Below are 11305 nucleotides of genomic sequence, written 5' to 3'. Positions count from 1 at the left end.
ATGCTGCGAAAACTCGTTTCCCCCTTCGCGCGCCTCTTCGAATTCCAGGCCCGGACACACTACCGGGCCGAGCGGCACTCGATGGCCCTGACCATCGGCATCATCCTTGCGGCGGGGGTCGGCGGCTTCGTCGAGATCGCGCCCCTCTTCACCATCGACGAGACGGTCGAAGAAGCGCCCGACATGCGTCTCTACACGCCGCTGGAGCAGGCCGGACGCGACATCTACATCCGCGAAGGCTGCTATGCCTGCCACAGCCAGATGATCCGCACGCTCCAGGACGAGGTCGACCGCTACGGTCCCTACTCGCTGGCCGTCGAGTCGAAGTATGATCACCCCATGCTCTGGGGTTCGAAGCGGACGGGGCCCGATCTGGCCCGCGTGGGCGAGAAATACTCCGACGACTGGCAGGTCCAGCACCTGATCGATCCGCGCGCCGTGGTGCCGGAGTCCGTGATGCCGCAATACGCCTTCCTGCTGAACGCGGAGCTCGACACCGAGAACCTGCCGGACCGGCTGGCCGCGCTGCGCGCGGTCGGGGTGCCCTACACGGATGAGCAGATCGAGAATGCCTCGGCCGACGCACGAGGCCAGGCGATGCCCGAGACCGATGGCGCCGACGGCCTGGTCGAGCGCTTCGGGGACGAGACGAACGTCCGCTTCTTCGACGGACGCCGCGACCGGGTCACCGAGATGGATGCCCTGGTCGCCTACCTGCAAATCCTCGGCGGTCTGACGGACCTGCCGGCGGAAACGCAACCGGCAAGGGAGGAATGACGCAATGACCCACGAACTGACCTCGGCGATCGCCAAATCCTTTGGGCTTTTCTACCTGCTGGCCCTGTCGATCGGGATAACCGTCTATGCTTTCTGGCCTTCGCTGGGGAAACGCTTCGACAAGGCCGCCAACAGCATTCTGGACGACGAGGACGGCCCATGTCGGTAAAGGAACGCGACCCGCTAACCGGCCACCAGACGACCGGCCACGAATGGAACGGGATCACCGAGCTGAACACCCGCGTCCCCCGCGCCATCTGGCTCTTCATCGCGATCACCCATGTCTGGGCGCTGGTCTACTGGGTGCTGATGCCGGCCTGGCCGCTGGTGAACACCTACACCAAGGGCCTGCTCGGACGGAACCAGCAGGAGCAGGTGGAGGAACGCCTGGCAGCCGCAAGCGCCGCGCGCGGTGAATGGGTCGACCAGGTCGCCGCCCTCACGCCAGACGAGATCAGGGCGGACGACGACTTGATGCGCCATGTCTCCCGGACTGCGCCCACGCTGTTCGGCGACAATTGCGCGGCATGCCACGGCAGCGGCGCGCAGGGTGGACCCGGATACCCCTCGCTGGTCGACGACGCCTGGCTCTGGGGCGGTGACGACGAGACGATCCTCGAGACGCTGCGCGTCGGGATCAACGCGCCGCATCCGGAAAGCCGCTACGCGGAAATGCTGGCCTTCGGCCGGGACGGGCTGCTCGATCGCGCCCAGATCGAAACGGTCGTCGCCTACGTGCGGTCCCTTTCCGGGATTGGATCAGGCCTCACGCCGGCCGCCATGGAGGAAGGCGCAACCATCTTCGCCGACAATTGCGCAAGCTGTCATGGCGAAGATGCCGCCGGATCGCAGGATCTTGGCGCGCCCAACCTGACCGACGACTTCTGGATCTACGGCAGCGACCACGACACGATGTTCGAAACCGTCTACAATGGTCGTCGGGGCTGGATGCCCGCGTGGGAGGAACGGCTGCCGCTGGCCGACCGCAAGATGCTGACGATCTATCTCTCGTCGCTGAAGGAGGAGGGAGAACATGCGGATTGAGCGCCATCGCATGTATATCGGCGCCAGCGCGCTCCTGATTCTCGGCGCATTTGCTGCCGCGAATTTCCATCTCGTCAGCGTGTCGCTGTCCTCCCAGCCCGCTTGCGTCCACGAGGAAGGGGCCACGCCTTACCGCGCGGCAAGACCATCATGCTGAACGACAGAAACGGCCCGCCGCCGCCCGACAACCCGCACGCCGCCGGCGTCATACCCAAGGTCGTCCCACCCCTGCCGACGGAGCGCCCCCTCGCGAAGGACCTGCCATGGCGCACGGCGCAAACCTGGCTGAAGGCCGGATGGTCTGATCTCTGGACCAATCCGGTCCCGAGCCTGCTTTACGGATTTGCCGTCTTCCTTCTGTCCGCGCTCGTCGTCTGGTGGCTGTTCCGGCTGGAATTCGACTATGCGCTGTTTCCTGCCCTTGCGGGCTTCATGGTCGTCGGCCCCCTTATCGCCAACGGTCTCTACGAGAAGAGCCGCCGGCTCGAGACCGGAGAGCGGACCACCTTTGCGCAGATGGTCCTTGTGCATCCTCGGTCCGGTCGGGCAGGTCTCATGACCGGTGTGCTGATGCTCGGGCTTTTCCTGCTCTGGATGCGTGCCGCCGTGCTGATCTATGCCCTCTTCTTCGGCATGGTGCCGTTCCCGGGAACGGGCGAGATCGTGCCGATGCTCCTGCTGACCCCGACCGGTTGGGGTCTCCTGCTGGTAGGGTGTGCCGTGGGCGCCCTGTTCGCCGCCTTCGCGTTCGCGATCAGCGTGTTCGCCTTCCCGATGCTGCTGGCCGAGAAGACCGATGCCATGTCGGCCCTCGGCATCAGCATGGCAATGGTCTGGCACAATCGAAGGGTGATGATCGCCTGGGGCGCCATTGTCACCGCGCTCTTCGCCCTGTCCATCCTGACGCTGGGCCTGGGACTGATCGTGATCTTTCCACTCCTGGGACATGCGACCTGGCACTGCTACCGCGAAGTTCGCGGCCCGGATGTGGAGAAGCACGAGGATGACCGGATGTTCCTGCGACCGGCGTGAAGCCCGCAGGCTTCACGAGGTAATGGCGTCATAGACCGACAGCAATGCCCAATCGCTATGATCAGCGGCGTATGGGAACCTTGGAAGGATTGTCGCGAATGCGCCGTTGCCCAGGACCGGCGGCAGCCGGGCCCCTAAGAGGGCACCGGGCATCGCGCGCCCATTGTCCTGCATCATGTTCAAACCCGCAAGTTCTCCTGACGGCCGAAGTCTCCCGGCAATCGAGCCGGCCGTAGACCGACAGCGGAAGTCGCGTTGGTCGCCAGGCGTTGGAAGTCCGGCGGTCGACAAGAGCGGGGCCCCCGAAGACCGAGGCGCCGGCAGCGTTGGTATTGACGGAAACACCTGCCGTTACAGCAAGTGGAGCGCGATGAGGAACCATCCGCAGATGGTTCCTTCGACCGCCAGCACGCACTCCCTGGCAGATTTCAAGCCGTTGCTGCGTTCAGTGACTTGCGCAGTTTCTTGCGCTCCTCGAACTCCGCGGTGACATCGCGCATGATCGCCGCGATGGCAGAGATCTCATCGTTCTCACCCCTGATCGGCATGATGGAAAACTGGACCGAGATCTGCGCTCCGTCCTTTCTGATCGCAGGGACGGACAGGAGATCTCCTGAGCCATACCTCGTCTCGCCAGTCGACATCGTGTGGCGGTATCCGCCCCAATGCCGCTTTCGAAGGCGTTCGGGCGTGATGATGTCGAGTGTCTCCCCGATCGCTTCCTCTGTGGAAAAACCGAAGATCCGCTCGGCGCCTCCGTTCCAGAGGCAGATGATGCCCTCCCGATCTGAAACGACCAAGGCATCCGGTAGATCTTCGAGAAGTGCCTGTGCGATTTGTTCCTTGTGCATGTCACTGGGTCCTTTCGTATTCGATGCCTTGCTCCGTCAGGATGACGTCCAGAGCGATGTCGTGGGGTTGCGGGAAAATGGTTGCGAGGCGCGCCGAGGACAGACCGATTCCGATGCTATGGGGGCGAGGTGAGAGGCCGGCCAATGTGCGGTCAAAGTAGCCACCGCCATATCCCAGTCGATAGCCTCGCTTGTCCCACCCGAGGAGCGGCGCCAGAACTATGTCCGGCGGGAGTGCACCCGAAGTCGATGGCGGGACAGGTATGCCCCAATTCCCGCGTATCATCCGTGTCTGGGGTGTCCAAAGTCTGAAGACCAGCGGCGCGGCCCTCTGCTCCACCACCGACAGAACCACTTGAAACGCCCGGCTATGCAACGCGGTCATCAGCGGACGCAGGTCCGGTTCATCCTTGATCGGCCAGTAGAGCGCGACCGTCTTAGCTTCGTCGCATTGCCTGCGATCTATGATGCTCTGCACACCAGTCATGATCGCCGCCGAAATATTCCTGCGTTCACCTGCATTCAATGACGCGCGCGCCTGTCTCAGCCTGGTGCGTTCAGCCCTTCGCCACCGTGCGACATCAATTCTCTGCTGAGGATCTACGGAATTCGGCTCGAAGTAGTCGGGGGCCATCTCACTCGCCAGACACGGGGGCGAAGAGAAGCCGCTCCGGCACCTGAAGCTGTCGAAATCGGCGACCATTGCTGCCCTCCCCGGTGAAGCTGGAAAAGTCTGTCGAGATCGGGATATTCCCCTCGCACGACCACCTTGCTCTTCCTATATTGCCATATGCCCCCTAATAAGCACTACGAATACCTATTCATGGATGCGAAATGCGCCTGACCTCCTTCACAGATTACGGTCTTCGCATGCTGATGCGGATGGGCAGTGCGCCTGAGCGTGCCTTCTCGACCGCAGAGCTTGCAGAAGAGTTCAATCTTTCGCGCAACCACCTGACCAAGATCATGCAGCGCCTGGCAAGGGCTGGCCTGGTGCAGACCCGTCGCGGTGGAGGTGGCGGAGCCATCCTCGCAGTGGCGCCCGAGGAAATCCGGCTCGGTGATGTGGTCCGCATGTTGGAAGATGGACAGGCCTTAGTGGAATGCTTCGGTTCCGGTGGCGGAGAGTGCACCATCGACGGAAGGTGTCGTCTGAAATCAAGGCTTCGGGTCGCCGAGATGGCCTTCATCGATAACCTGAACCGATCCACAATCGCCGACGTGGCACTCGCGCGCACGCACGCTTAGGAACCTGTCCAAAGCGGGAGCCCCTCCGCCCCTTGAAGCATTCGCCGGCACCGCGGTTGACGCCGGGTTGCAATCTTTCAGGCCTTCTTGGATCAAGGACACGATCCTCTCGTCTGGAAAGACAGACAGATTGAACGACGGGGCCAGAGGATCGTTATGGCAGAGACCGCTTGTCGGGCCTCGGAAGTCTATGACGCCCCTGCATCTGCGATCCGATCGGATCACGGCTCCTCCAACTGGCTATCGAGGTCGAAATGCCCTCGCCCGGAAACACGGCGGGGCACCGTCGCGACTTCAAAACTGGATCGTCGATCCGGAAGGCGCCGCTCGTGGTGCCGCACTTGAAGCAATCAAGCGCCACGCCGACGGTTTCCCGCGATAGTGTGGCAACGCCAACTTTTCGAACGGGGTCATGAAATTCTTGGGGGTGTCCGCAAACCGCTTTGGTCAAATATTCGGGCTTTGCAACCGTTTCACTATCGGGGGGTCATTTCATTGGCGCGAAGTTTCGGCTTTGGCAACGCTGGGGGCTGGTGTCGGTCTTGACACCAGGCGGTCGCTGCACCATTTATTATACAAAGTATAAATAAAGGTGTAAAATGATCACGGGACATGTATTCATCGCTACCAGTCTGGACGGCTTTATCGCTCGAAGCGACGGCGATATCGCCTGGCTTCTGGAACGTGACGACCCCGATGAAGACCATGGCTACGATGCCTTCCTTGCGGACATCGACATCATTCTGATGGGCCGCGAAACGTTCGAGAAAATGCGAACCGTAATGCCCTGGCCCTACAGTCGTCCTGTGGTCGTCCTGTCGTCGAAGATGGCTCAGACTGATCTGCCGGACGACCTGACCAAAAAGGTCCGGATCGTGAACAAGGCACCCGAAGAGGCGATGCGAATGCTGGAGATCGAAGGACATCGGAAGGTTTACGTCGATGGCGGCCTTCTCATTCAGTCCTTCCTTCGGGCCGGTTTGATCTCCGACATGGTGATCACGAGCGTTCCGGTGCTCCTGGGTGATGGACGCCGGTTGTTCGGCAAGGTCCGCGCGGACATTTCGCTGCGCCTCGAGGAGACGAAGCGCTTTCCCTCCGGACTTGTCCAATCCCGCTACCGGGTCGACGCATGAAGCGGCCCCGGGGGCGGCCGCCCCGGGCGGAAGCTGCTGTCTCGCGCGACGACATGGTCGTGGCTGCCCTCGATCTTCTGGATAACGATGGGGCAGACGCCTTGACGATGAGAGCGCTGGCGAAGCGTCTCGGCATCAACCCGATGACGATCCATCATCACTTTGGCGGACGAGATGGCTTGATCGGCGCAATGTCAGACGCGGTCTATGCGCAGGTAAAGGCTGTTGAGAACGCCACGCCAGTCGATCGGATTGGCGAGCTACTGAAGGCCTACCATGGCCAGGTGCTTCGCCACCCGGCCCTGACCATGCTGATCTTCAGCCGGCCGACCGTTTTTCCGCAGCAGGCAGAACGGATCACCAACGAGATCTCTACTCTTCTGGCGGAAGTCGGCCTGCCGGGTGACCGGACGGCGCTGTGGCGCGATATACTCGTGGACTTCACCCATGGCTCTGCCTTGGCGATTGCGATGAGCGCCCGGGGCCTGGACTGTGACCCAGAAGAAGATCAAGACTTCACCATGGCCCTGACAGAACTCTTGACGGGCCTGATAAGGGCACCTGACCGGTAAGCGCTCGCGGATGCCTCTGACACTGCACCAGCTTCACAAGGCTTGGATGCGCCATTCTGTGGACCAACGGATCACGCCAACACGAATTGCGGACAGCCGGCAAGCCCGGCGCTGCCAATGCAGCGGTCTCAATTGTTCCATCGGGTAGCGCCGAAACCGGGGAGATCGGGAAGATCATCATGAAGGGGGCCTATAAGGCCCGGTCTCCCCCAGAGAAAATTGTCGGAAAGGTGCAGGCCGCCGACTCCCCGAATTTCAATATGCACGGCCACACCATGCTCTGGAAGGAACTGGACGCCAAGAACCCCGCCAAAGGCTACAGGTGCCAAGGCGACAATTAAGGGACAGGGGTATGGTTCGATCGATGTGTCGATTGGATCATCGAGCATTGCGATCAGGAAGACGAAAGATATCAATGAAGTTCACGAAGTTGCGCGGCGCCCACCATATGAAACTTCGTAGGCCTGCCAGACCTGCGGCGCCCAGCCATCCACGAAATCGACGGCCTCCACAACCTGCCGCTCCGGAGAGCCGCAAAGCGTCTTCACCCGGGTTTCGCGTCAAGCATGGACATCGCCCAGCTTTCCAAGCAGAATTCGCGGCCGGCATGACGATATGAGCACGCGAAATGATGCCAGAGCTCGTCGCCGAGGACTTCGACGTGGTCGGTTGCAAGCACGGCGTCGAGAAAGTTGAGGATTACGGGGACGGTCATTTGTCCTGATCTGCATCGTCACCATCGCCCGGCCGACTCCGACTGTTCGCATCGTCTCGCGTCAAACGCTCAGATGCCGGCAGGCGACAAGCGAACCTGCGGCTGATGCGCTCAATCGCAGCTCGCAGTCGATGCGCCTCGGCCTCAAGTTCTGCGCGCTCTGCGGCGAAAGCCACGGCTGCACTGATATCGGTCTCTTTCAGCTCTGGATACTCGGCAAGGATCTCCGCCTCGTTCATTCCCGACGACAGCCAACCGAGAACGTCACCCACTGTGATCCGCATGCTGCGGATCACCGGTCGCCCACCGCGCAGGCCCGGAACCACGGTGACAATGCCCTCCCAAGCAGGCGCGCTGGTCGTCGATGTCGAGGGTGTTTCCATTTCAGCAGGTTGCTGCCGCACTCGACGCCGCAGTTCTTCAGCCGATTTCTGCGCGACCTGATCGCTTGCGCGGCCTTCGTCGAGCATGGCGCGCAGGGCCTGCCGGTCTTTCTCGCGGTCTTCGTTTGCCATGACGTGAGTATACTTGATCATGTAGCGTGGCGCATCACCCGAGCTGCGGAGGGCGCGGCGCCACGATGACAGCCACGAGCGCATTACCCCTGCCCTCGACCGCCCAGTCCCCGAGGTGTAGCCGTTCAGCTTGCTTGCAGCCGGCCGTGTAAGCCGCACGCAGCATCTCGGAGAGGTCGGGTGAGCGGTTGCCGATGATCCGCATGCGCTCGTGGGCTGGGAGCTGAGAGATGTCGAGGCTTCGGATCTCGCCATCGCGGAGCGGGGTTGTTCAGTCGCAGGAAGCGCAATCCACACTCCGCCGTCGACATCCGCTCTGGATCCTCTGAGATCAGAGCGCGTATCGTAGTAACTACGCTTGAGCCGTGACCGCCACGCCCTCCAGCTCATATCAAACCTGTGGTCGTTCGTCCCATCCTCATGCCTATCTGTCTTTCGGCATTGGAATGGACATGCGCCCGACGCGTGGCGCAAAAATACGATGTCGGAGGAAGATCACAGACATGCTCAGACCGACCGCTCAGGAGCTTTTCGAAGTTGAACCGCGGCTCCACCGGCTTGTCGAGATGTGCATGGTGGAACTCGCTGCCGAGGAGGTCTGGCTCTTTGGCAGCCGCTCGCGAGGTGATCCCCGACCAGGCAGCGATTGGGATGTCCTGGTGGTCATCTCAGATTACGCGCCGTCGGCCGTAGATGCGGCGCCAAACGTCTGGCAGGTGAAACGCACGTCCGGGTTGCCTGTCGACCTGCTGACAGTGCGAGCAAGCGAGTTCGCAGCGAGTAAGTTGACCGTCAATACCCTCAGCCATGCGGCAGCTACGGCGGGTGTTAAGCTCGATGCATGAACTCGAATAATCGCGTGCAGACTGATATTGATGAGGCGAAGGCGAGGTCTGTCAGGACTCATCGAAGCTGCGGAACGGGGCGAAGCTTGTGCGCGGGGCCGTAATTCGTCGAAGGTTTCGGGCGCCTTTCCGCATACCTTGGCTTCAGGAATCTTCGTCTGGGTCGATCTCGGCACTGATGCGATATCGCGAGTGTTCGAAAGCGCGCCGGAACTGCTCGTCGTTAGCTTCTCGACCGATCTTGAGCATCGCCCTCTGCCACACTGCATCGACCTCAGCATCGCTCGCGCCGGGCATCGAAATTCCGATCCGATTAGGACTGCCCGTGCCGACTATTCCTCGGTCAGCGCCGACATCGTAGAGTGCGTCGAGCAGCTCATCGAGCGTAATCTCCGGCCGGGGGTATGATCGATCAGCCACGGCGGGGGTGCTCGCGGGCATACGCGACGGCAGCTTCGATCAGATCATGGGTCAAGCTCGGATAGTCCTTCAGGATCTGCTCTATGGGCTCGGCCGCGGCCAGATCTGAGACTTCGTAGACGCCACATCGAGTTCCGGCCAGCGTTGGAATGCCGCCGCGGATTTCCGGGTCAGATACGACATGCTCTGCGAGGCACTGAACTTCGACGCGGCGATATGATGCGACGACATCAGCGCCGGGGGCAGCACACAGGAGAATATGTTCAGGCAGCCCGTTCTTGTCACCGCGCGTCGACATCCCGGTGATAAACGGTCCGCGCCCGCGTTCTGCGATCAGACGCTCGATGATGGCGACCAGCTGTTCGCGCGACATGTCATTGAGCTCAGTCATCTCATCCGATCCATTTCATCAAGTTCCGCACGCAGTGCGGCGCGACTGATCTCACCCCGGATATGGCGTTCCTGGAGCGCCTGATATTCCTCCGAGATGGTTCCGCCCTCGATCCTGACCGATGCATTCGCCTGGCGCCACGACTCGCGGCGCCTATTCTGTTCTTCTTCAGAAATCATCGTCGAAGGCATCCTGAGGGGGCTCGTCCGCGGTCGGCCAGCGCGGGGGCGGGTCCAATACTATCGGCGGCCCGAACTCCTCGCCATTGAGTGCAGCTTTGATCCGAGCGATCATCGATACTTTAGCATGCGCAGACAGGCCATTTCGACGGGCTGCGCTTACAGAATAGACGTCGCCGCCCGTTGGAACAAACTCGTAGCCGAGCGCAGTGAGACACCTTTTGCCTTCGGCACGGAGCATCCGGCGAAGTTCGGGTTCGTCGCACTGCACGAGCAGACCTGACAGCAAGGTTTCGTCGTGTGCGTAGTTCACGGCAGCCAAGACCTCACCGAGCATACCGCCTTCGAGGATATCAAGCCAAACCGCAACGTCGCGAAGATCGAGTGGGAGTTCTCGTGCACTGGCCATGTCACTTGCGCGGCTTGCCGCCCTTCTTCGCGTCGTTTTCGAGTGGCTGTTTCCAATGGAGAAGGCGCGGCTGTGCCACTTTCTGATTATTGCGCACCGAGTCCGTCATGGCGGACTCGCTCGGTCGCAAGCGTAAAGCGGGCAGACTCCATTCATATTACTTGCCCGACCTACAAACTTCATCAGAGCCACTCCTGATTAGGGCGAACGCACCAACGACTTTCTCTCGGAAATGTTCAGGAAACATGTCCGAGATGCCGACCCAGCCTCCGGCAATCCCTGGAGTAGAAGCAAACCAAGCGCTGTCCCAGTCCTGTGCCGCCAGGACCAGACCGAGTTGCTTCGTTGTTTCATCTGTGAACGAATGATCTGAAAGGTCTGTTAAATGGCGTCCGCGCACGGTGATGTCGACGATCTCACCTGCGTTTTGCCTCCATGAAATGACACCGTTTCGGATTCCTTCCCCGACCCAGTCGTTCGGCAGCCAGCCGGACAGCCGGAGGCGGAAGGTTTCGCGCCACCCCGGCTCCAACCATCTCACATCGGCGTAAAACATATCCATGGTCGACCTCGCTATACTCCCAATTTGGGAGTATTCCCTAACCTACGTATCAGTGCCTGTCCACTCCGAAAACCGCACATGGCAGGCACGCTTCACTCGCAAGAATACAAGGATGTCGTCACCGAGCTCGTAAGGGTTCGGAAGGCTGCCGGTCTGTCGCAAGCCGCGTTGGCGGAGCTTCTCGGACGGCCACCGTCATATGTCGCCAAAGTTGAACTCTGCGAGCGGCGGCTTGACGTAGTTGAATTTTTCGTTTGGCTATCGGTGATTTCCGATGATCCGGGCAAGTTAATTACTGAGATTATGGGCAAATTGCCAAAACGACTCCCGCACTGATGGCGCGAGTCTTGGGTTGCGATAGGATATTATTGTCGCAACCACGAAGACTCTTACCCGGCCGATGCACTCCCGGAGAAACACAGAAACCTCTGTCGGACTGCGACAAAAAGCGTTTAGCCTACCGTAACAGACTGACGATCACGGCTTGACGGCTCCGACTTTTGAAGTGACCGGAGGCCCGCCTCTCCTCCGGATTTCCGGAGAGTCCACGGGTTGATCCACTGCTCCCCGACCCTGGACCGCCGGAAGCTGGATTTTCCCGGCTGTTGC

The 11305-nt window shown here is 60.9% G+C and carries 18 protein-coding genes; 10 read left to right on the top strand and 8 right to left on the bottom strand.

The genetic code is table 11. The annotated features are described in order from the left end of the window. Genes ccoO through Q344_RS0101105 form a run of 5 tightly spaced genes read left to right on the top strand, consistent with a single transcriptional unit; the run spans nucleotide 1 to nucleotide 2853 of the window. Nucleotides 1-777 (top strand): cytochrome-c oxidase, cbb3-type subunit II, encoded by a 777-nt coding sequence (ccoO, locus tag Q344_RS22795; RefSeq protein ID WP_051630184.1) that lies wholly within the window; start codon nucleotides 1-3, stop codon nucleotides 775-777. Between the two features lie 4 nt (nucleotides 778-781). Further along, nucleotides 782-946 (top strand): cbb3-type cytochrome c oxidase subunit 3, encoded by a 165-nt coding sequence (locus Q344_RS25345; RefSeq protein ID WP_063131885.1) that lies wholly within the window; start codon nucleotides 782-784, stop codon nucleotides 944-946. Then, complete coding sequence (gene ccoP, locus Q344_RS0101110; RefSeq protein WP_028285021.1) at nucleotides 937-1821, top strand: cytochrome-c oxidase, cbb3-type subunit III; 885 nt, start codon at nucleotides 937-939, stop codon at nucleotides 1819-1821. Before Q344_RS25345 ends, ccoP begins: the two co-directional genes overlap by 10 nt. Continuing rightward, a complete protein-coding gene (locus Q344_RS25995; RefSeq protein ID WP_156954609.1) occupies nucleotides 1811-1978 on the top strand; it encodes a hypothetical protein in 168 nt (55 codons plus the stop codon). Before ccoP ends, Q344_RS25995 begins: the two co-directional genes overlap by 11 nt. Next, entirely contained in the window at nucleotides 1972-2853 is an 882-nt protein-coding gene (locus Q344_RS0101105; protein WP_051630183.1) for a DUF2189 domain-containing protein, read from the top strand. The genes Q344_RS25995 and Q344_RS0101105 overlap by 7 nt, the downstream gene beginning before the upstream one ends. Nucleotides 2854-3281: 428 nt before the next feature. Here the strand turns inward: Q344_RS0101105 and Q344_RS0101100 are convergent, their stop codons facing one another. Further along, nucleotides 3282-3704, bottom strand: a complete 423-nt coding sequence (locus Q344_RS0101100) for a PAS domain-containing protein (RefSeq protein ID WP_028285019.1) — start codon at nucleotides 3702-3704, stop codon at nucleotides 3282-3284. Between the two features lies 1 nt (nucleotide 3705). Next, nucleotides 3706-4338: a 5-formyltetrahydrofolate cyclo-ligase gene (locus Q344_RS0101095; protein WP_229669111.1), complete on the bottom strand. Its 633-nt coding sequence runs from the start codon at nucleotides 4336-4338 to the stop codon at nucleotides 3706-3708. Nucleotides 4339-4538: 200 nt separating this feature from the next. Here Q344_RS0101095 and Q344_RS0101090 point away from each other — a divergent pair, with 200 nt between their 5' ends. The 3 genes from Q344_RS0101090 to Q344_RS22790 all read left to right on the top strand — a co-directional run bounded on the left by Q344_RS0101090 (nucleotide 4539) and on the right by Q344_RS22790 (nucleotide 6660). After that, on the top strand, nucleotides 4539-4952 hold the full coding sequence (locus Q344_RS0101090) for an RrF2 family transcriptional regulator (protein WP_028285017.1): 414 nt from the start codon (nucleotides 4539-4541) through the stop codon (nucleotides 4950-4952). Nucleotides 4953-5551: 599 nt separating this feature from the next. Beyond that, a complete protein-coding gene (locus tag Q344_RS0101085; protein ID WP_028285016.1) occupies nucleotides 5552-6088 on the top strand; it encodes a dihydrofolate reductase family protein in 537 nt (178 codons plus the stop codon). 59 nt (nucleotides 6089-6147) lie between these two features. Further along, nucleotides 6148-6660 carry a TetR/AcrR family transcriptional regulator gene (locus Q344_RS22790; protein ID WP_211249902.1) on the top strand — a complete coding sequence of 171 codons (513 nt, stop codon included), beginning with the start codon at nucleotides 6148-6150 and terminating at the stop codon, nucleotides 6658-6660. Nucleotides 6661-7371: 711 nt separating this feature from the next. On the opposite strand, the gene Q344_RS25475 is transcribed toward Q344_RS22790, so the two are convergent. Beyond that, nucleotides 7372-7890: a DUF433 domain-containing protein gene (locus Q344_RS25475; protein WP_211249901.1), complete on the bottom strand. Its 519-nt coding sequence runs from the start codon at nucleotides 7888-7890 to the stop codon at nucleotides 7372-7374. Nucleotides 7891-8393: 503 nt separating this feature from the next. Between Q344_RS25475 and Q344_RS22780 the strand changes: the two genes are divergently transcribed. Then, nucleotides 8394-8735 (top strand): nucleotidyltransferase domain-containing protein, encoded by a 342-nt coding sequence (locus Q344_RS22780; RefSeq protein ID WP_051630182.1) that lies wholly within the window; start codon nucleotides 8394-8396, stop codon nucleotides 8733-8735. Between the two features lie 144 nt (nucleotides 8736-8879). Here the strand turns inward: Q344_RS22780 and Q344_RS0101050 are convergent, their stop codons facing one another. From Q344_RS0101050 to Q344_RS25980, 5 genes are all read right to left on the bottom strand, one after another. Beyond that, nucleotides 8880-9155, bottom strand: coding sequence for a hypothetical protein (locus Q344_RS0101050; protein ID WP_156954608.1), 276 nt, complete (start codon nucleotides 9153-9155; stop codon nucleotides 8880-8882). Then, entirely contained in the window at nucleotides 9148-9546 is a 399-nt protein-coding gene (locus Q344_RS24970; RefSeq protein WP_051630181.1) for a DUF433 domain-containing protein, read from the bottom strand. The genes Q344_RS0101050 and Q344_RS24970 overlap by 8 nt, the downstream gene beginning before the upstream one ends. Further along, entirely contained in the window at nucleotides 9543-9725 is a 183-nt protein-coding gene (locus tag Q344_RS25990) for an antitoxin VbhA family protein (protein WP_156954607.1), read from the bottom strand. Before Q344_RS25990 ends, Q344_RS24970 begins: the two co-directional genes overlap by 4 nt. Continuing rightward, nucleotides 9715-10134 (bottom strand): hypothetical protein, encoded by a 420-nt coding sequence (locus Q344_RS25985; RefSeq protein ID WP_156954606.1) that lies wholly within the window; start codon nucleotides 10132-10134, stop codon nucleotides 9715-9717. The genes Q344_RS25990 and Q344_RS25985 overlap by 11 nt, the downstream gene beginning before the upstream one ends. Before the next feature lie 157 nt (nucleotides 10135-10291). Beyond that, nucleotides 10292-10696, bottom strand: a complete 405-nt coding sequence (locus Q344_RS25980) for a hypothetical protein (RefSeq protein ID WP_156954605.1) — start codon at nucleotides 10694-10696, stop codon at nucleotides 10292-10294. A 78-nt stretch (nucleotides 10697-10774) separates the two neighbouring features. Between Q344_RS25980 and Q344_RS25470 the strand changes: the two genes are divergently transcribed. After that, nucleotides 10775-11032: a helix-turn-helix domain-containing protein gene (locus tag Q344_RS25470; RefSeq protein ID WP_084178254.1), complete on the top strand. Its 258-nt coding sequence runs from the start codon at nucleotides 10775-10777 to the stop codon at nucleotides 11030-11032. Nucleotides 11033-11305: the final 273 nt, after the last annotated feature.

This window comes from Pseudooceanicola nanhaiensis DSM 18065 (assembly GCF_000688295.1).
Classification (GTDB): Bacteria; Pseudomonadota; Alphaproteobacteria; order Rhodobacterales; family Rhodobacteraceae; genus Pseudooceanicola; species Pseudooceanicola nanhaiensis.
Note: the sequence above shows the minus strand (reverse complement) of the source record. Positions and strands in the feature narration are given on the sequence as shown.

Excerpts from the sequence above, each read along its gene's own strand:
- ccoO (WP_051630184.1), top strand. The coding sequence starts at position 1 with ATGCTGCGAAAACTCGTTTCCCCCTTCGCGCGCCTCTTCGAATTCCAG.
- Q344_RS25345 (WP_063131885.1), top strand. The coding sequence starts at position 782 with ATGACCCACGAACTGACCTCGGCGATCGCCAAATCCTTTGGGCTTTTC.
- ccoP (WP_028285021.1), top strand. The coding sequence starts at position 937 with ATGTCGGTAAAGGAACGCGACCCGCTAACCGGCCACCAGACGACCGGC.
- Q344_RS25995 (WP_156954609.1), top strand. The coding sequence starts at position 1,811 with ATGCGGATTGAGCGCCATCGCATGTATATCGGCGCCAGCGCGCTCCTG.
- Q344_RS0101105 (WP_051630183.1), top strand. The coding sequence starts at position 1,972 with ATGCTGAACGACAGAAACGGCCCGCCGCCGCCCGACAACCCGCACGCC.
- Q344_RS0101100 (WP_028285019.1), bottom strand. The coding sequence starts at position 3,704 with ATGCACAAGGAACAAATCGCACAGGCACTTCTCGAAGATCTACCGGAT.
- Q344_RS0101095 (WP_229669111.1), bottom strand. The coding sequence starts at position 4,338 with ATGGCCCCCGACTACTTCGAGCCGAATTCCGTAGATCCTCAGCAGAGA.
- Q344_RS0101090 (WP_028285017.1), top strand. The coding sequence starts at position 4,539 with ATGCGCCTGACCTCCTTCACAGATTACGGTCTTCGCATGCTGATGCGG.
- Q344_RS0101085 (WP_028285016.1), top strand. The coding sequence starts at position 5,552 with ATGATCACGGGACATGTATTCATCGCTACCAGTCTGGACGGCTTTATC.
- Q344_RS25475 (WP_211249901.1), bottom strand. The coding sequence starts at position 7,890 with ATGGCAAACGAAGACCGCGAGAAAGACCGGCAGGCCCTGCGCGCCATG.
- Q344_RS22780 (WP_051630182.1), top strand. The coding sequence starts at position 8,394 with ATGCTCAGACCGACCGCTCAGGAGCTTTTCGAAGTTGAACCGCGGCTC.
- Q344_RS24970 (WP_051630181.1), bottom strand. The coding sequence starts at position 9,546 with ATGACTGAGCTCAATGACATGTCGCGCGAACAGCTGGTCGCCATCATC.
- Q344_RS25990 (WP_156954607.1), bottom strand. The coding sequence starts at position 9,725 with ATGATTTCTGAAGAAGAACAGAATAGGCGCCGCGAGTCGTGGCGCCAG.
- Q344_RS25985 (WP_156954606.1), bottom strand. The coding sequence starts at position 10,134 with ATGGCCAGTGCACGAGAACTCCCACTCGATCTTCGCGACGTTGCGGTT.
- Q344_RS25980 (WP_156954605.1), bottom strand. The coding sequence starts at position 10,696 with ATGGATATGTTTTACGCCGATGTGAGATGGTTGGAGCCGGGGTGGCGC.
- Q344_RS25470 (WP_084178254.1), top strand. The coding sequence starts at position 10,775 with ATGGCAGGCACGCTTCACTCGCAAGAATACAAGGATGTCGTCACCGAG.